The 16,759-nt window shown below is 67.3% G+C and carries 17 protein-coding genes; 15 read left to right on the top strand and 2 right to left on the bottom strand.

Going from position 1 to position 16,759, the window contains the following annotated elements:
- From WBB14_RS11735 to WBB14_RS11700, 8 genes are all read left to right on the top strand, one after another.
- On the top strand, positions 1 to 750 hold a 750-nt coding region (locus tag WBB14_RS11735), incomplete at its 5' end, for an ATP-binding protein (RefSeq protein ID WP_424239963.1).
- A 32-nt stretch (positions 751 to 782) separates the two neighbouring features.
- Positions 783 to 980, top strand: coding sequence for a hypothetical protein (locus WBB14_RS11730; RefSeq protein ID WP_424239962.1), 198 nt, complete (start codon positions 783 to 785; stop codon positions 978 to 980).
- 143 nt (positions 981 to 1,123) lie between these two features.
- Positions 1,124 to 1,999: a DMT family transporter gene (locus WBB14_RS11725; RefSeq protein ID WP_424239961.1), complete on the top strand. Its 876-nt coding sequence runs from the start codon at positions 1,124 to 1,126 to the stop codon at positions 1,997 to 1,999.
- A 167-nt stretch (positions 2,000 to 2,166) separates the two neighbouring features.
- Positions 2,167 to 3,336 (top strand): acyl-CoA dehydrogenase family protein, encoded by a 1,170-nt coding sequence (locus WBB14_RS11720; protein WP_424239960.1) that lies wholly within the window; start codon positions 2,167 to 2,169, stop codon positions 3,334 to 3,336.
- A 7-nt stretch (positions 3,337 to 3,343) separates the two neighbouring features.
- Positions 3,344 to 4,027 carry a TetR family transcriptional regulator gene (locus WBB14_RS11715; RefSeq protein ID WP_424239959.1) on the top strand — a complete coding sequence of 228 codons (684 nt, stop codon included), beginning with the start codon at positions 3,344 to 3,346 and terminating at the stop codon, positions 4,025 to 4,027.
- Entirely contained in the window at positions 4,020 to 5,075 is a 1,056-nt protein-coding gene (locus WBB14_RS11710) for a hypothetical protein (RefSeq protein ID WP_424239958.1), read from the top strand. Before WBB14_RS11715 ends, WBB14_RS11710 begins: the two co-directional genes overlap by 8 nt.
- A gap of 25 nt (positions 5,076 to 5,100) precedes the next feature.
- Positions 5,101 to 6,243, top strand: coding sequence for a CaiB/BaiF CoA transferase family protein (locus tag WBB14_RS11705; RefSeq protein ID WP_424239957.1), 1,143 nt, complete (start codon positions 5,101 to 5,103; stop codon positions 6,241 to 6,243).
- A gap of 40 nt (positions 6,244 to 6,283) precedes the next feature.
- Positions 6,284 to 7,249: a Bug family tripartite tricarboxylate transporter substrate binding protein gene (locus tag WBB14_RS11700; RefSeq protein ID WP_424239956.1), complete on the top strand. Its 966-nt coding sequence runs from the start codon at positions 6,284 to 6,286 to the stop codon at positions 7,247 to 7,249.
- A gap of 37 nt (positions 7,250 to 7,286) precedes the next feature.
- Here WBB14_RS11700 and WBB14_RS11695 read toward each other — a convergent pair whose 3' ends face one another.
- Positions 7,287 to 8,168, bottom strand: a complete 882-nt coding sequence (locus WBB14_RS11695) for a hypothetical protein (protein ID WP_424239955.1) — start codon at positions 8,166 to 8,168, stop codon at positions 7,287 to 7,289.
- Positions 8,169 to 8,642: 474 nt separating this feature from the next.
- A complete protein-coding gene (locus WBB14_RS11690) occupies positions 8,643 to 9,623 on the bottom strand; it encodes a Bug family tripartite tricarboxylate transporter substrate binding protein (RefSeq protein WP_424239964.1) in 981 nt (326 codons plus the stop codon).
- Between the two features lie 560 nt (positions 9,624 to 10,183).
- Between WBB14_RS11690 and WBB14_RS11685 the strand changes: the two genes are divergently transcribed.
- The 7 genes from WBB14_RS11685 to WBB14_RS11655 form a co-directional block, all read left to right on the top strand.
- Positions 10,184 to 13,099, top strand: a complete 2,916-nt coding sequence (locus WBB14_RS11685) for a monovalent cation/H+ antiporter subunit A (protein ID WP_424239954.1) — start codon at positions 10,184 to 10,186, stop codon at positions 13,097 to 13,099.
- Positions 13,099 to 13,443, top strand: a complete 345-nt coding sequence (locus WBB14_RS11680) for a Na+/H+ antiporter subunit C (protein ID WP_013394081.1) — start codon at positions 13,099 to 13,101, stop codon at positions 13,441 to 13,443. Before WBB14_RS11685 ends, WBB14_RS11680 begins: the two co-directional genes overlap by 1 nt.
- Complete coding sequence (locus WBB14_RS11675; protein ID WP_424239953.1) at positions 13,440 to 15,071, top strand: monovalent cation/H+ antiporter subunit D; 1,632 nt, start codon at positions 13,440 to 13,442, stop codon at positions 15,069 to 15,071. Before WBB14_RS11680 ends, WBB14_RS11675 begins: the two co-directional genes overlap by 4 nt.
- On the top strand, positions 15,071 to 15,553 hold the full coding sequence (locus WBB14_RS11670) for a Na+/H+ antiporter subunit E (RefSeq protein WP_424239952.1): 483 nt from the start codon (positions 15,071 to 15,073) through the stop codon (positions 15,551 to 15,553). The genes WBB14_RS11675 and WBB14_RS11670 overlap by 1 nt, the downstream gene beginning before the upstream one ends.
- On the top strand, positions 15,550 to 15,831 hold the full coding sequence (locus WBB14_RS11665; protein ID WP_013394078.1) for a K+/H+ antiporter subunit F: 282 nt from the start codon (positions 15,550 to 15,552) through the stop codon (positions 15,829 to 15,831). Before WBB14_RS11670 ends, WBB14_RS11665 begins: the two co-directional genes overlap by 4 nt.
- Positions 15,828 to 16,169, top strand: coding sequence for a monovalent cation/H(+) antiporter subunit G (mnhG, locus tag WBB14_RS11660; RefSeq protein WP_424239951.1), 342 nt, complete (start codon positions 15,828 to 15,830; stop codon positions 16,167 to 16,169). Before WBB14_RS11665 ends, mnhG begins: the two co-directional genes overlap by 4 nt.
- A 121-nt stretch (positions 16,170 to 16,290) precedes the next feature.
- The coding region (locus tag WBB14_RS11655) for a hypothetical protein (RefSeq protein WP_424239950.1) at positions 16,291 to 16,759 on the top strand (469 nt) is incomplete at its 3' end.

Genomic DNA, 16,759 nt, shown 5'->3' with positions numbered 1-16,759 from the left:
GCGCAACGCCAGGCCCGCGCCGGCCGGCTTGCCGAGGCGCGCAGCAGCCATGACGAGCTGGAGCGGCGCGTGCGCGACGCGCAGGCCGCGTTGGCCGGCCATCGTCCCGAACTGGTCGAGCAGGATGTCCAGCGCTACGAGAAGTCCGCCGCCATCGAGCGCGATGCGCAGCACAAGCGCCACGGCGAAATCCTGCAACTGCAGGGCAAGCTGGACCAGGCGGGGGCGCAAGGGCTGGGCGAACGCCTGTCCGAAGCCGAGGCCGCGTGCGAACGGCTGGAACGGCGGCGCGGCGATTTCGCCCGGCGGGCGGCCGCCCTGGAGCTTTTGCAGAAGCTGCTGGCGGACAAGCGCGCCGCCGCCACGCAACGCCTGCAGGCGCCGCTGGCCCGCAGGCTGAACCACTACCTGGCCTTGCTGTTCCCCGAGGCCGACCTGCGGCTGGACGAAGCCTTGCTGCCCATGGCCCTGCGCCGCGCCGGCGGCGAGGACCTGCTGTCCGCGCTCAGCTTCGGCACGCGCGAGCAGCTGGGCATCCTGGCCCGCTTTGCCTACGCGGACCTGCTACGCGAAGCAGGGCGTCCGACGCTGCTGCTGCTGGACGACGCGCTGGTCCACACCGACGACGCGCGCCGTGACTTCATGAAGCGCGCGTTGTTCGACGCGGCCACGCGCCACCAGATCCTGATGTTCACCTGCCATGGCGAAGCGTGGCGCGACATGGGCGTGGAGCAGCGCCGCATCGCTTGACCGCGTTGCGCGCAGACGGTAGGCTACGCCCCATGCCTGATCACACGTTCCTCGCCGACTTCGCATCCGCTGCTTCCGCAGCCGATGGGCGCGCGCGCGTGTCGTCCCGGCACTCCGCAGTTTCCCCCGGTTTTTCTCCTGTCGTGTCCACGGTGGTATCGCCGCCGGTCGCGCCGCCTTGCGGCGTGGTCTCGGGCGCTTACCCGCCTGCCGCGGTCGTCGTCGGCTGACGCCGTCCGCAACGCGACTCCAGTCCCTTCCCCTGCAGATTTGCCAGACGTCTTGATGCGTATTGCATCCGTCTAGCGCACGCTTGCGTGCGCCTGCGCGGGCGGAGCCGGAGCCTGTTAATACCCCGACAGGTAGAAACCTCATGTCTTTCGATAGAACCGCGTGGACCTCCTATGGCTCCACTTCCTTGTTCGTGTTGCTGTGGAGCGGCGGCGCGATTTTCGCCAAATGGGGGCTGTCCCACGCCTCCGCGTTCGGCTTCCTGCTGCTGCGCTTCATCCTGGCCCTGGCCGTACTGCTGCTGATCTGCGTATGGCGGCGACGCTGGCTGCCCGCGCCAGGCACGCGCCTGACCGTGGCGGCCACGGGCCTGCTGCTCATCGGCGGCTACTCCATCTGCTACCTGCTGGCGTTGGACCACGGCATCACGCCGGGAGTGCTGGCCACGCTGCTGGGCGCGCAGCCCATCCTGACGCTGGCCGTGATGGAAAGGCGCTATTCGTGGCCGCGCCTGGCCGGGCTGTTTCTCGCCTTGTGCGGGCTGGTGATGGTGGTCTACCAGAGCATAGGCATGGCGCGCTTTTCCGCGGCCGGCATGGTCTATGCGCTGGCTGCGCTGCTCTGCATGACCAGCGGCGCGATGCTGCAGAAGCGCGTGCGCCAGACGCCCATGGACGTCATGCCGCTGCAATACGTGGTCAGCCTGGCGCTGTGTTTGTGGTTCGTTCCGTTCCAGCCTATCCATGTGGAGTGGGTGACGGGCTTCGTTTTACCGCTGATCTGGATGGGGCTGGTGATATCCGTCGGCGCGACCCTGCTGTTCTACCGCATGATCCAGGCCGGCAATCTCGTCAATGTCACCAGCCTGTTCTATCTGGTCCCGGCCGGCACCGCGGCCCTGGACTACCTGATCCTGGGCAACCGCCTGTCGGCGCTCAGCCTGGGCGGAATGGGGGCGATCCTGCTGGGACTGATGCTGGTGCTGCGCAACCCGGCGCCACAGGCGACAGCCGCATAGACGCGATCGCTGCCGCTTGACGCTGGGGTTCTGCGGGCGGACGGGTGGCCGCCTGCGGAGCCTCCTCATTGCATACCGGGTTTTCCCCGGGTATCGAAGAAAAATACCAAGTAGTATGTTCTCGTTCAACTCACTAAATACTGATTAGTATGTTGCTGGAGACAACGATGTCCGTGATCTGGAATCCCTCACTCAACCCGGAAGCATGCGCCTGGCGGGACAAGGCCGCCGAGCTGACGTCGCGAGCGTTCGCGCCCGCCGCCGCTGCCATCGACCGGGACCAGCGTTACCCCGTGGAACACCTGGCGCCTTTGCGGGAAAGCGGGATTTCCGGGCTTTTCATTCCGGCCGAATACGGTGGCGCAGGCGCATCGCTGACCTCGCTGGTGGCGGTGGTGGAGACCGTGGCCCAGGGCTGCGCCTCCACGGCCGCCATCCTGGCGGCGCTGTCGCTGGGCGCCTTCCCGGTCATCCTGGGAGGCTCCGCCGAACAGAAGATGGTGCTGCTGGGCGGCCTGGCGCGCGATGGCCATGCGGTCAATTTCGCCCTGAGCGAGCGCGGCGCGGGTTCGGATGCGGCGGCCCTGTCGACCACGGCGGTGCCGGAAGGCGATGGCTGGCGCATCCGGGGTGAAAAGTGCTGGCTGGGTAACGGCGGGCATTCGCGCTACTTCATCGTGTTCGCACGCACGGGCGAACCGGGCGCGCGCAACAACATCAGCGCATTCGTGGTCGACCGCGACGCGTCTGGCGTGGTGGTGGACCACTACGAAGACAAGATGGGCATACGCGGCACCACCACGACCAACTTGAAAGTGGACACTTGGGTCGGCGCGGAAAGCGTGGTCGGGGCGTTGGGAGAAGGGCTCAAGCTCGCGCTGGCGACGCTGAGCATCGGCCGCGTGGTGGTGGCCGCCCAGGCCAACGGCATTGCCCTGTGCAGCTATGCCGAAGCGCGGGACTTCGCGGTCCAGCGCCAGACCTTCGGGCGCAGCATCATCGACCACCAGGGCGTGGGCTTCAAGCTGGCCGATGCGGCCACCGCGTTGTCGTCGTCGCGGATGATGACCTACGAGGCCGCGCGCGCCTACGACGCGGGGCAGGACATCGGCACGCTGGGCGCAATGGCCAAGCTGCTGGCCAGCGAAACCTCGCACAGCGTGGTGGACGACGCCATGCAGATCCTGGCCGGCCGCGGCTATGTGAAGCCCAGCGCGGTGGAGCGCTGCTATCGCGACCAGCGCATCACCGAAATCTACGAAGGCACCTCCGAAATCCAGCGCGTGGTCCTGGCCCGCGCCATCAAGAAAAGCGCCGGCGCAGCCGCGCAACGCTAGGGACGCCATGAAAACCAAGACTGTTGTTCCTTACGACGAAATGCCGCTGCGGCAGGTGGAACTGCTGGACGCCGCCGCGCAGGCCTTCACCGAAATGGGGTTCGCCGCGACGACGATCGATTCGGTCGCCGACCTGATCGGCGTCACGAAAGGCAGCGTCTATTACTACTACCGCAGCAAGACCGACCTGTTCTTCGCCGTGCATAGGCGCGCCATGCAATTGAACCTGGATGCGCTGGCGCCGCTGGCCGAGGACGCTGCCGCGTCGCCGCCGCAGCGGTTGTGGAACATGGCCCATGCCCACACCCATCTGATGATGGCGCATCTGCCATACCAGCGTGTCACGGTGCAGGGCGTCGAGCTGCATCTGGCCGGACGCACCACCGCGGGCCAGCGCGCCGAACTTGAAGAGCTGGTGCGGCAGCGCGACCGCTACGAGTCCTTGTTCCGCAGCGTGATCGAGGCGGGCATGGCGGCGGGCGATTTCCGGCGCGGCCCCCCGGCCTTGCAGGTCAAGCCGCTGCTGGGCGCCTTGAACTGGACCACCATGTGGTATCGCCCGAGAGAGGGCGAATCGGAGGCCGATCGCGAGGCCATCGCGCGCGACATCGCGGATTTCGCCGTCGCGTCCATGCAATCCCTGCTGCCCGGATCCGTGGCGGCTCCCATCGGAGTCAATGGCCATGCATGACATGCAATCCGAGGAACGCGGCTGGCGCGCGGTTTCCGAGTGGTACCACGCCTACTTCACGGGCATCGTCCTGTCCGCCGTGACCCGCCGCGGCACCGCGCGCGCCGCGGAGCTGGTCTATGAGATCTTCTGCCGCCAGCGCAACGAGCGCTTCCTGCCCGGCCTGAAGAAACTGGGCATCGCGCATCTGCCGCCCGCCGTCGCGGCGGCGCAGTATCACTACCTGTCCAACCATATCGGCGGCGTGGCGGTGCAGTACATGCACGAGTCCGACCGCAAGGCCTGGATACGCTATTCCGCGCCGCGCTGGATCTGGTCGGGCACCGCGCTGTGCGCGATTCCGTCGGAGGTGTCGCGCGCCATGCTGGCGGGCTGGCACGCGCAGAACGGCGTGTCGCTGAATAATCCGCGGCTGGGATTCGTGTGCACCAAGCAGGCCGTCGACGGCCAATCCGGCCTTGAGGGCTATTACTACGAGTACGACCGCGACTTGCAGCCGCACGAGCGCCTGCGCTTTTGCCGCAACGAGGACGCGCCCGACTTCGATGCGGTGGCCGCGCCCACGCTGCCTACCGTCGATTGGCCCGCGACGCGCCTGGCCAAGGCCAGCCGCAATTACGCCATGGAGTACGTGCGCAGCGCCTTGCCCGTCGCCGTGAACCTGTGGGGACCGGAGGACGCCGCAGGCTTGCTGCATCTGACCGGAAGAATGATAGGCATGCAGTTCTATCACGAGACGGCGCGGGCGCTGGGCGTGGAGCAGGATTGCTCCGCCTTGCAGTTCGGGCGCTTCATGGCGGCCTTGGCGCAAGCGCAGGGCGACGCCTGCGAGTTGACCGAAACCCCGGAGGGTGTGCACGTGACGCAGCGCGGCTGGAGCCTGATGGACGGCGTGGCTGATGCGCACCCTTGCGTGGCGCGCGCCTGGAATGGCTTGCTGGAAGGGGCGCTGGACGCGCACAACCACCGGCTTGCGCTCAGCATGACCACGCAGGCGGGCGCACAGGGCCGGGAATTCAGCTGGCTGATCGCCCGCGCCACGGCCTGAGCCCTGAAACGGAAAGGAGACAGACATGCATAGCAGCGATGCCGGCGGCGCACTGGCCGGCCTGCGCGTCATCGACGCGTCGCGCGTCCTGGCAGGGCCGTTCTGCGGCCAGATGCTGGGCGACCACGGCGCCGACGTGATCAAGATCGAGTCGCCGGAGGGCGATGAATGCCGCGGCTTCGGCCCGCCGTTCGTGGACGGCAGTTCGGCCTATTTCCGCGCCGTGAACCGCAACAAGCGCAGCATGGTGCTGGACTTGAACAGCGAGGCCGGACGCGAGACGTTCTGGCAGTTGCTGGAAACCGCCGACGTGCTGATCGAGAACTTCAAGGCCAGCACGCTGCGCAGCTGGGGCGTGGCCGAACCGTCCGCCATCACCGAGCGTTTTCCGCGCCTGGTCCATTGCCGCATCACGGGTTTCGGCGACGATGGCCCGCTGGGCGAATTGCCGGGCTACGACGCGGCCGTGCAATCCATGGCCGGCCTGCTCAGCATCAACGGCGAGGCGGGCGGCGAACCCTTGAGGCTGGGGGTGCCGGTGGTCGATCTCACCACCGGCATGAATGCCGCGATTGCCGTGTTGCTGGCGCTGCAGGCCCGCCACCGCACCGGGCGCGGGCAGATGGCCGACGTGTGCCTCTACGATTCGGCCGTGTCCGTGGCGCATCCGTTCCTGGCCAACTACCTGGCCTCGGGCAACACGCCGCGGCCCAGCGGCAACGGGCATCCCAACATCGTGCCCTACAACGTCTACCAGACCCGGACCTGCCCCTTGTTCATCGCGGTCGCCAATGATCGTCTGTTCGGCAAGTTGTGCGCGCAGCTGGGCATTGCCGAAATGGCGCGGGACGAACGCTACAAGTCCAACGGGCAGCGGGTGGTCAACCGCGAGGCCGTGGATGCGGCGCTGGCCCGGGCTTTCGCTCAGGTGGATGGCGAGACGTTCGGCAAGCAGCTGCTGGCGCAGAACGTGCCCGCCGCGCCCATTCTTGATATGGCGTCGGTGGCCGCCGCCGCGCATACCGAGCATCGCCAGATGGTGGTCCGGCGCGACGACTACCACGGGCCGGGCATACCGATAAAGCTGTCCGGCACCCCCGCGGCCATACGCCGGGGCCCGCCGCGCTTGGGCGAAATGAATGCCGCAACACCGCCGTCAGAGCGGTAAGGCAAACCAGGCAGTACCCATAAAACCAGGAGACAAAACCATGAAAACGATTCGATTCGCGCTGTTGGCGTGCGCCGTGCTGGGCCTGTCCGCGCAGGGCGCGGCGCAGGCCGACACCTATCCCGGCGACAAACCCATCAAGATCATCGCGGCCTTCTCGCCAGGAAGCGCCACCGACACCAGCGCCCGCATCATCGCGGAAGAACTGCGGCGCGATCTGAAGGCCAACGTGATCGTCGAAAACAAGCCTGGCGCCCAAGGCTTGATCGGCACCGAGTACGCAGTGCGTTCGCCGGGCGACGGCTACACCCTGACGATCTCCAGCAGTTCCCTGAACTCCATCAATCCGGGCCTGTTCAAGAACCTGCCCTACGACGCGCAGAAGGACTTCAGCCACGTGTCGCGCCTCACCACCATGCCCATGCTGCTGCTGGTGCGCGCCGACGGTCCGTACAAGGACCTGGCCTCGTTCGTGAAGAAGGCCGCCTCGGGTTCCTTGAACTACGGCTACGGTTCGCCCGGCGGGCAGGTAGGCGCGGCCGCCTTCAATCGCATCGCCGGCGTGCGCGCCGAAGGCGTGCCGTACAAGAGCCAACCGCCGGCGCTGACGGACCTGGCGGGAGGCCAGGTCGACTACGTGATGGCCGACCTCTCGGTGGCGACGCCGCTATTGCGTGGCGGCAAGCTGCGGGCGCTGGCTATCAGCACCGAGCGCCGGCTGCCGGATTTTCCGGACGTGCCGACGTTTGCCGAGACGGGCTACCAGGATTTCGACCTGGTGGTCTGGGTCGGCCTGGCCGGTCCTGCGGGCATTCCGCAAGCGATCCTGGAGCGCTTGAACAAGGCGGTGAACGATGCGCTGGCGCGGCCCGAGGTGCAGCAGAAGTTTGCCGCCCTGGGCATGACGGCGGCGCCGAACACGCAGGCGCAGCAGCAAGCTTTCGTGCAGGCGCAACTGGGCACCTGGGGCCGGCGCATGCAGGAAGCGAACATCAAGCCAGAGTAAGCGGTGCTCCGTCTGGAGCGCTGTGCCGGGGCAGCCGCTATGCGTAGGCGGCGCTGTCCTGGCCGTGCCAGTGCCCGCTGACCAGCTGCTCGGGCCGGCTCTGCGCCACGACCCGCGCGCAGGCGGCCCAGGCGTCCAGGCGCACGCTCAGGCCGGCGTAGATGCCGTGCCCCGCACCCGCTTCGATGATCCCTTCGGCCTGCACGCCTTCACCCGCGCGGATCGCGCCTTCGGCGCGGATGTCCTCGCCGGCGATCAGGCCCCAGCCGGAGGCGAGGTGCTCGCCGCACTGGATGGAGCCGCCGGCCTGGATGCCGCAGGCCGCGTCTATTTCCTTTTCGGCGCGCACGTCGCCGCCGGCCTTGATGCCTTGGCCGCATTTGATCGCGCCTTGCGTCTGTACGTCTTGTCCGGCATGCAGATGGCCGGTCACGGCCAGGTCCTGGCCGGCGCAGATGTCCCATTTGGCGCGGACGTTGCCGCCGCAATCCAGGCGGGTGGCGATTTCGATGCCCCAGTCGGCCATGACGTCGCCGCCCGCGCGGATATTGCCGCCGCTGGCGATGGTTGCGCCCGCGGTGATGTTCTCGCCCGCCTGGATGGTCTCGCCGGCGCGGATGCCGCCGCCGGTAATGATGCTGCGCCCGGCGCGAGCCACGCTGTCCACGTTGATGCCCATGCGCACTTCCAGGGTGCCGGCGAAGACGATGGCGTTGGCGTCGACGGAATCCAGCCGCAGCACGGCGTCGGTGGGGCCGAACTGGTCCAGCAGCCAGCAGGCGTCGCTGACGCGTCCGTCGGCGACCAAGGCGTCAAGCACGGCCTGGTAGTCTCCTTGCCCGTTGTGGTCGCGGATGAACCATTTGTAGCCGCCCGCGCAGGGGTTCTTGGCTTTGACGAAATTCTTGGTGAGTTGCATGGCGCTTGGTATGGGTCGGTGCGTGGCCTGGCCGAAAGCCTCCGGCGGCTTGCGGATAAAGAGACGAGGCTTGGGGCCCGGCCACGCGGCAGGGCTGGCGCCGGCCGGCAGCAAGGCTGCGGAAAGCGCGGATGTGCGCAGGCAGCCGGCGGCGGGCCGGGATAAGGCTCAGGAAGGGGAAAAGCGGGCGATTAGCCGGGCTTGGAGCGGGCGTAGGCGGAGCGCGCGGCGACTTCCTGCGAGCTCAACAGGGTCGAGCGCAGGGCGCAAAGCGCGCAGGCGGCGCAGGGGAGGGGAGAAAGATGGGATCGCACGGTCGCACATGCTACCACCGAGGCGATTGCAGTCAAGGCCGGGCCTCGGGAAAGCACGCCTGCCGGAAATGCGCGGGTAACAGGAAAAGAGCCGGCCTGGGAAGGCCGGCTCTTGAGTATGGCCGGCCCCGAAGACGGGCCGGCGCGGTGCAGCGGACGATCAGTTGGTCGACTGGATGTTGCGTTCCTTGGCGATGCGCTGGCGCAGCTCCAGCTCACGCTTGATCTGGGCGGCGTATTCGGCAGGCGTGTTGCCATCCACCAACGATCCGCCGTCGGCCAGGCGTTGCACAATCTTCGGATCCTTGAGCGCCTTGACGGTCGCGTCATGGATACGGTCGATCACCGCCTGCGGCGTACCGGCGGGCGCGACCAGGCCGTACCAGGCCATGTTGTCCATTTCCGGCAGGCCGCCTTCGGAGAAGGTGGGCACGTCCGGCAGCGCCGGCAGGCGCTTGGGCGCGGCCACGGCCAGGGCGCGCAGCTTGCCGGCCTGGATGTGGGGCATGGACGAGGGCAGGTTGTCGAACTGGGCGTTGACCTGTCCCGCGATCACGTCGTTGAGGGCCGGGCCCGAGCCGCGGTAGGGCACGTGCACCATGTCGGTCTTGGTCAGCGATTTGAACAGCTCGCCATCCAGGTGGCCGATGCCGCCCGCGCCCGAGGAGGCGTAAGCGTATTTGCCGGGGTTGGCCTTCAACAGGGCGATGAACTCGGCCAGGGTCTTGGCCGGCACGGCCGGGTTCACCGTCAGTACGTTGGGGACGTTCACCATATTGGTGATGGGCGCGAAGTCCTTCAGCGGGTTGTACGGGTTCTTGGGGTTGGTGGCCGGATTGGTGGCCATGGTGCTGACGGTGGCGACGCCCAGGGTGTAACCGTCGGGCGTGGACCGCGCCACGGCGTCGGCGCCGATGGAGCCGCCGCCGCCGCCGCGGTTCTCGACGACCACCGCCTGGCCGAGCTCACGGGTCAGGCCCTCGGCGACGATGCGCGCCACGATGTCGGTGGTGCCGCCGGCGGCGAAGGGCACGATCAGGCGGATGGGCTTGTTGGGGTAGGGGTCGGCGGCCTGCGCGGCGGTGCTAAGGCAGAGGCCCGCGATGGCGGCGGCCAGGACGGCCTTGGCTTGGGACAGCATGGTCAAGAGTCTTCTCCAGATTATTTGAATTTCCGACCCGGCCGGCTTCTTGGGCCGGCGTCGGTGAAGCTTGCCGCGCCGGGATGCTGGCGCGGCCTGTGCTTCATGGGCGCCATTCCACACAGTAAATTTCCCGCGGTCAACCCGGAGAGACCCCGGCTTGCCCAGGGTTATTTATTTATGGCGTTGATGCCGGGAGAAGACGGCAATAGATGAAAAAACCCATTGCTGACAAAGACATGAATGGCTTCAGGAATATTTCAATTGCGCAAGGATTGCGCATCGAACGTGCCGTCATCCGCTCGGTACACACATAAATCTCTGCATAACTTACAAGAATCTGATATTTTTCGTATGAGATTCTTGGCCGGTCTTGCAAGAAAGCTATTGCGTTTGTTTCTGTCTGCGCCGTTCAATGGCGTTGGTTGATGTCCCCCGCGGGGCAACGTGTAGTGCAGCGACGCACCGGGCCAGGGTTCCGTCCGTTTTTCAATCCCCGGTCTGTTCGTCTTTCGCTGCCTTGCGCCAGCGGGAGGGGGCCCGGACACTCTCGGAACGCCATGTCGCTGATCCTGATCCTCGCTCTGCCGTTTGCCGGCAGCCTGTGCGCCGCGCTCCTGCCATCCAACGCCCGCAATGCCGAGGCCTGGCTGGCGGGCCTGATCGCCCTGGCCTGTGTGGTGCTGGTCATCAGCCTGTATCCCGAAGTCACCAACGGCGGCGTGGTCCGCTTCGACATGCCCTGGGCGCCCGCCCTGGGCCTGCAGTTCACCCTGCGCATGGACGGCTATGCCTGGCTGTTCGCGCTGATCGTGTCCGGCATGGGCGCGCTGGTGGTGCTGTACGCGCGCTACTACATGTCGCCGGAAGATCCGGTGCCGCGCTTTTTCTCGTTCTTCCAGGCTTTCATGGCCGCCATGCTGGGCGTGGTGCTGTCCGGCAACCTGATCCAGCTGGTCATGTTCTGGGAAATGACCAGCCTGGCGTCCTTCATGCTCATCGCCTACTGGCATCACCGCCTGGACGCGCGCCGCGGCGCGCGCATGGCGCTGACGGTCACGGGCGGGGGCGGGCTGTGCCTCCTGGCCGGCGTGCTGATCCTGGGCCACATCGTCGGCAGCTATGACCTGGACCGGGTGCTGGCGGCGGGCGACCTGGTGCGCGCCGACCCCTGGTATCCGGCCGTCCTGATCCTGGTGGCGCTGGGCGCGCTGACCAAGAGCGCCCAGTTTCCCTTCCATTTCTGGCTGCCCAATGCCATGGCGGCGCCCACGCCCGTATCCGCCTACCTGCATTCGGCCACCATGGTGAAGGCGGGCGTGTTCCTGCTGGCGCGGTTCTGGCCGGTGCTCTCGGGCACCGATGAATGGTTCTGGATCATCGGCGGGGCCGGACTCATCACGCTGGTGCTGGGCGCCTATGCCGCCATCTTCCAGCAAGACATGAAGGGGGTGCTGGCGTATTCCACCATCAGCCACTTGGGGCTGATCACGCTGCTGCTGGGCCTGAACAGCACGCTGGCGCTGGTCGCGGCCATCTTCCACATGATCAACCATGCCACCTTCAAGGCCTCGCTCTTCATGGCTGCGGGCGTGGTGGACCACGAGACCGGCACGCGCGACCTGAGCCGGCTGTCCGGCCTGTACAAGGCCATGCCCATCACCGCCACGCTGGCGATGGTGGCGGCGGCGTCCATGGCGGGGGTGCCGCTGCTCAACGGCTTCCTGTCCAAGGAAATGTTCTTCGCCGAGACCACCTTCGTCAGCGGCGACCGCATTACCGAGATTGGCCTGCCGCTGGTGGCTACCATCGCGGGCGCGTTCAGCGTGGCCTATTCGCTGCGCTTCATCCTGCAAGTGTTCTTTGGCCCCCCGGCTACCGACCTGCCGCGCGCGCCGCATGAGCCGCCGCGCTGGATGCTGTTCCCCAGCGCGCTGCTGGTGGCCATCTGCCTGCTGGTGGGGGTGGTGCCCGGCCTGACCGTCGGTCCGTTCCTGGCGACGGCGGCGCAAAGCATCCTGGGCCAGGACATGCCCGAGTACAGTCTGGCCGTCTGGCATGGGGTGAACCTGCCCCTGGTCATGAGCCTGGTGGCAACCACGGCCGGCGTCCTGCTCTACCTGGCCTTGCGCGCGCATCAGCGCGCCAACCCGGGCCGGGTGCCGTTCATCTATCGCCTGGACGGCCGCCGCACCTTCGAGGCGCTGCTGGACGGTTCCAGCGTGGCCGCCGCCTGGCTGCTGCGCTGGCTGGCGTCCTCGCGCCTGCAGGTGCAGATGCTGCTGATCGTGCTGGGCACGCTGTTCGTGGCCTGGCTGCCGTTGCGCTGGGGCGGTTGGCTGGATGGCGCCGGCCGCATGACGCCGATCGATCCGGCGTTCGCGCTGCTGTGGCTGGTGGGCGCGGGCTGCGCACTGGCTGCGGCCTTCCAGGCCAAGTACCACCGCCTGGCGTCGCTGGCGTTGGCCGGAGGTGCGGGTCTGATCACCTGCCTGACCTTCGTCTGGTTCTCGGCGCCAGACCTGGCGCTGACCCAGCTGTCGGTCGAGGTCGTGACCCTGGTGTTGCTGCTGTTGGGCCTGCGTTGGCTGCCTCGGCGCATCGAACAGGACGAGGATGAAACCCTGAAGGTCACGTTGCGGGCGCGCGGCCGCCGTCTGCGCGACCTGTTGATGGCGGGCGCCGCGGGCACCGGCATGGCCGCGCTGGCCTATGCGGTGCTGGTGCGTCCGCAAGCCGACACCATTTCCTCGTATTTCGTCGACCGTGCGCTACCGGACGGCGGCGGCACCAACGTGGTGAACGTGATCCTGGTGGACTTTCGCGGCTTCGATACCTTTGGCGAAATCACCGTGCTGGGCATCGTGGCGCTGACGGTCTACGCGTTGCTGCGCCGCTTCCGTCCGGCCGCTGAAAGCGCGGACCTGCCGCGCCAGCAACTCGACCAGGACGGCGGCGTGCCCGAGGCGCCGGACATCAAGTCGCTGGTGCCCACGGGCTCGATGATGGTGCCGACCGTGCTGGTGCGCCTGCTGCTGCCCACCGCCGCGCTGATTTCCGTGTACTTCCTGCTGCGCGGCCATAACCAGCCGGGCGGCGGCTTCGTGGGCGGACTGATCTTCGCCACCGCCGTGATCCTGCAGTACATGGTGGGCGGCGTGTATTGGGTGGAGTCGCGCAGCCGCCTCAACCCGCAGAACTGGATCGGCATCGGCCTGCTGTTCGCCGGCGCGGCGGCGGTGACCGCCTGGCTGGCCTACAAGCCCTTCCTGGCGGCGCTGTCCTGGGACGTCGCGCTGCCGCTGATCGGCCACGTGCACCTGTCCAGCGTGCTGCTGTTCGACCTGGGCGTCTACATGCTGGTCGTGGGATCCACCGTGCTGGTGCTGGTGGCGCTGGCCCACCAATCGCTGCGCGCGCAACGCAAGGCAGCCGTCGAAATCCAGGCGGCCGCCGCACAAACAGGGGAAGCCTGATGGAATTGATATACGCCATCGCTATCGGTGTCTTGGCTGGCTCGGGCGTCTGGCTGCTGCTGCGGCCGCGGACCTTCCAGTTCATCATGGGCCTGTCGCTGGTTTCCTACGCGGTGAACCTGTTCATCTTCGGCATGGGCCGGCTGACCTCGGGCCGTCCCCCCGTGGTCGATCCGGCAGTGGCCCATGATCCTTCCTGGTATGCGGATCCGCTGCCGCAGGCGCTGGTGCTGACGGCCATCGTGATCGGCTTCGCCACCACCGCGCTGTTCCTGGTTGTGCTGCTGGCCTCGCGTGGCCTCACGGGTACCGACCACGTTGATGGACGGGAGTCCCAATCTTGAATTTTTGGCTGCAACACCTGCCCGTATTGCCCATCGTCACGCCGCTTGCGGCCGGCGCGGCAATGCTCCTGCTGGCTGACACCCGCCGCTATACCCGTGGCGCCATCGCGCTCGTCTCCACCCTGGGCCAACTGGCCGCCGCCATCGCGCTGCTGGTGGTGGCGGGCGGCGGCGTGCCCGGCGTCTGGCCGGACGGGGTAGGGGTCTATCTGGTGGGCGACTGGCCCGCGCCCTTCGGCATCGTGCTGGTGGTCGACCGCCTGGCCGCCGTCATGCTGACCCTGACCGCGGTGCTGGGACTGGCCACGCTGGTCTATGCGCTGGCGCGCTGGGACCGCGCCGGCGTGCACTTCCATTCGCTGTTCCAGTTCCTGCTGATGGGCCTGAACGGCGCGTTCCTCACGGGCGACCTGTTCAACCTGTTCGTGTTCTTCGAAGTGCTGCTGGCCGCGTCCTATGGCCTGCTGCTGCATGGTTCGGGCGTGGCGCGCGTCAGCGCCGGCCTGCAGTACATTGCGGTGAACTTGGTGGCCTCGTTCCTGCTGCTGATCAGCATCGCGCTGATCTACGGCGTCACTGGCACGCTGAACATGGCGGACCTGGCGGTGCGCGCCGGCAACCTGACGGGCGCGGACCGCATGTTGTTCGAAGCCGGGGCGGCCATCCTGGGCGTGGCCTTCCTGGTGAAGGCGGGCGCCTGGCCGCTGAATTTCTGGCTGGTCAAGGGCTACGGTTCGGCCGGCGCGCCGATCGCGGCCATGTTCTCCATCATGACCAAGGTCGGCATCTACGCCTTGCTGCGCATCGGCTCCTTGCTGCTGCCTACCGGCGCGCCGGCGGCCTTCAGCCTGGACTGGATGTTCGCGGCGGGACTGGCCACGCTGCTGTTCGGCGGCCTGGGCCTGTTGGCCACCCAGCAACTGGAAAAGATGGTGGGCTACTGCGTGATCGTGTCCGCCGGCACGCTCCTGACCGCGCTGGGCATGCCCGGCGTGACCCTGACCGGTCCGGCGCTGTTCTACCTGATCAGTTCCGTGCTGACCACGGGCGCATTCTTCCTGTTGGCCGAGCTGATCGAACGCACCCGCAGTTTCGGCGCCAACGTGCTGGCCGTGACCCTCGACGCCTTCGACCTGGACGATCCGGCCTCGGTCAACCGTTCCGACGACGTGGTGGGCGTGGCCATACCCGCGGCCATGGCCTTCCTGGGCCTGGCCTTCATCTGCTGCGCCTTGCTGGTGACTGGCTTGCCGCCCCTGTCGGGCTTCGTTGCCAAGCTGTCGCTACTGTCGGCCGCGGTGTCCGCCGCCAACGAATCCGCCGTGCCCATGGATGCATGGATATTGGTGGCCGCGGTGCTCGTTTCCGGCTTGGCTGGTCTTATCGGCCTGGGCCGTACCGGCATCCGGGTGTTCTGGGCCAGCGACGACCGTAGCACGCCGCGCTTGCGCCTGATCGAAGCCGGACCCGTGGCGGCGCTGTTGCTGCTTTGCGTGGGCCTGGCGGCTGGCGCGGGCCCGGTATCGGCGTACCTGGACGACGCGGCCCGTTCGCTCGACCAGCCCAAGTCCTACATCGATGCCGTCATGTCGGCGCAGACCGTGCGCGGCCTCAAGGGAGGAAGCTGATGCGCCGTCTCTACTTCCTGTTCCTGCCGGTCTACCTGTTCGTCCTGTGGCTGGTGCTCAATGAGAGCGCGTCCGCCGGCCAGATCGCGCTGGGCATCGCGCTGGCGCTGTGGTTCACCTGGGCGGCTTCCCGGCTGCGGCCGCTCAAGGCCCGGCCGCGCCGGCTGTGGAAGGCCGTGCCGCTGTTCCTGCACGTGACCGCGGACATCATCAAATCCAATATCGCCGTGGCGCGGCTGATCCTGAATCCGCGCCGCAATAACTTTTCGCCCGGGTTCATCATGATCCCGCTGACCATGCGCGACCCGCACGGCCTGGCGATGCTGGCCTGCATCGTCACCTACACGCCGGGCACCGTCTGGGTGGACCTGACCGACGACCACCGCCTGAAACTGCACGTGCTGGACCTGCAGAACGAGGGCGACTGGATCAAGCTGGTCCAGGAACGCTACGAGCGCCCGCTGATGGAGATTTTCGAATGAACAACATACTTTATTGGGCCGCGTCCTTCGCCTTGCTCTGCTTCGCGCTGGGCATGGTGTTCGCCGCCATCCGGCTGCTGCGCGGTCCCACCGCGCAGGACCGCGTCCTGGCCCTGGACACGCTGTACATCAACGGCATGCTGACCATGCTGGTGTTCGGCATCCGCTCCGGCACGTCCGTGTACTTCGACATTGCGCTGCTGATCGCCCTGTTCGGCTTCGTCGGTTCCACCGCGATGGCGCGCTTCCTGCTGCGCGGCGAGGTGATCGAGCCATGATCGACGCCCAGATCCCGCTGTGGGCCGCCATACCCGCCAGCATCCTGCTGGTGCTCGGGGGGCTGCTCGCACTGACCGGGTCGGCCGGCCTGCTGCGCTTTCGCACCTTCTATGCCCGCATCCACGCGCCTACCTTGGGCAACACCATGGGTTGCGGCTGCGTGCTGGCTGCTTCCATCCTGGTGTTTTCGGCGCTGTCGTCCCGGCCTGTGTTTCATGAAGTCATCATCACGCTGCTGCTGATCGTGTCTTCGCCCGTGACCGCGATGCTGCTGATGCGCGCGGCGACCTATCGCAACCGGCTCAGCAAGGCCGACGCCGACCGCGATGCCAGCTAAAAGGGGCTTGTTGCGCTGCGTCAATTGAAACCTCGGCTTACGATTTCACGTCGCTGGACATGCAGCAGAAGCGTCATCGTGGGATAGTGGGTAACGGTTCAATCAACTTCAAGGAGCTGCCATGATTACACGACCCATGCACACCAAACGCCTCGCGGCGACGCTTTGCGCTGCCGGCCTGATGCTGGCCGCGGGAGCGGTCCACGCGGCTGATGCGACCGGCCGCGGCTCCGCCCAGTCCCAGTACCAGCAGGACGTCGCCGCTTGCAAGAGCGGCGCCACCGGCCAGGACCAGGCGGCTTGCATGCGCGAAGCCGGCGCGGCGCGCCAGGAAGCCGGAAGCAGCAAGCTCAAGGACGGCAGCACCGATCAGTACCAGCAGAACATGCTGGACCGCTGCAACCGTCTGCCGGCGGCGTCGCGCCAGGACTGCGTCACGCAGATGACCTCGCCCAGCAATGTGCGCGGCAGCGTGCAGGGCGGTGGGGTCTTGCGTGAAACGGTGATCCAGGTGCCTGCGGGCACGGTGCCGCCCAGCACCACCAGGCCGCCGCCGACGGCTCCGGCCCCGGGCATGGCCCCCCCGCCTG

It is taken from the genome of Achromobacter sp., from assembly GCF_049647645.1.
In the GTDB taxonomy this organism is placed as follows: domain Bacteria; phylum Pseudomonadota; class Gammaproteobacteria; order Burkholderiales; family Burkholderiaceae_B; genus Achromobacter.
Note: the sequence above shows the minus strand (reverse complement) of the source record. Positions and strands in the feature narration are given on the sequence as shown.

Bases quoted from the DNA above. Each gene is read 5' to 3' on its own strand.
- WBB14_RS11730 (WP_424239962.1), top strand. From the start codon at position 783: ATGCCTGATCACACGTTCCTCGCCGACTTCGCATCCGCTGCTTCCGCA.
- WBB14_RS11725 (WP_424239961.1), top strand. From the start codon at position 1,124: ATGTCTTTCGATAGAACCGCGTGGACCTCCTATGGCTCCACTTCCTTG.
- WBB14_RS11720 (WP_424239960.1), top strand. From the start codon at position 2,167: ATGTCCGTGATCTGGAATCCCTCACTCAACCCGGAAGCATGCGCCTGG.
- WBB14_RS11715 (WP_424239959.1), top strand. From the start codon at position 3,344: ATGAAAACCAAGACTGTTGTTCCTTACGACGAAATGCCGCTGCGGCAG.
- WBB14_RS11710 (WP_424239958.1), top strand. From the start codon at position 4,020: ATGCATGACATGCAATCCGAGGAACGCGGCTGGCGCGCGGTTTCCGAG.
- WBB14_RS11705 (WP_424239957.1), top strand. From the start codon at position 5,101: ATGCATAGCAGCGATGCCGGCGGCGCACTGGCCGGCCTGCGCGTCATC.
- WBB14_RS11700 (WP_424239956.1), top strand. From the start codon at position 6,284: ATGAAAACGATTCGATTCGCGCTGTTGGCGTGCGCCGTGCTGGGCCTG.
- WBB14_RS11695 (WP_424239955.1), bottom strand. From the start codon at position 8,168: ATGCAACTCACCAAGAATTTCGTCAAAGCCAAGAACCCCTGCGCGGGC.
- WBB14_RS11690 (WP_424239964.1), bottom strand. From the start codon at position 9,623: ATGCTGTCCCAAGCCAAGGCCGTCCTGGCCGCCGCCATCGCGGGCCTC.
- WBB14_RS11685 (WP_424239954.1), top strand. From the start codon at position 10,184: ATGTCGCTGATCCTGATCCTCGCTCTGCCGTTTGCCGGCAGCCTGTGC.
- WBB14_RS11680 (WP_013394081.1), top strand. From the start codon at position 13,099: ATGGAATTGATATACGCCATCGCTATCGGTGTCTTGGCTGGCTCGGGC.
- WBB14_RS11670 (WP_424239952.1), top strand. From the start codon at position 15,071: ATGCGCCGTCTCTACTTCCTGTTCCTGCCGGTCTACCTGTTCGTCCTG.
- WBB14_RS11665 (WP_013394078.1), top strand. From the start codon at position 15,550: ATGAACAACATACTTTATTGGGCCGCGTCCTTCGCCTTGCTCTGCTTC.
- mnhG (WP_424239951.1), top strand. From the start codon at position 15,828: ATGATCGACGCCCAGATCCCGCTGTGGGCCGCCATACCCGCCAGCATC.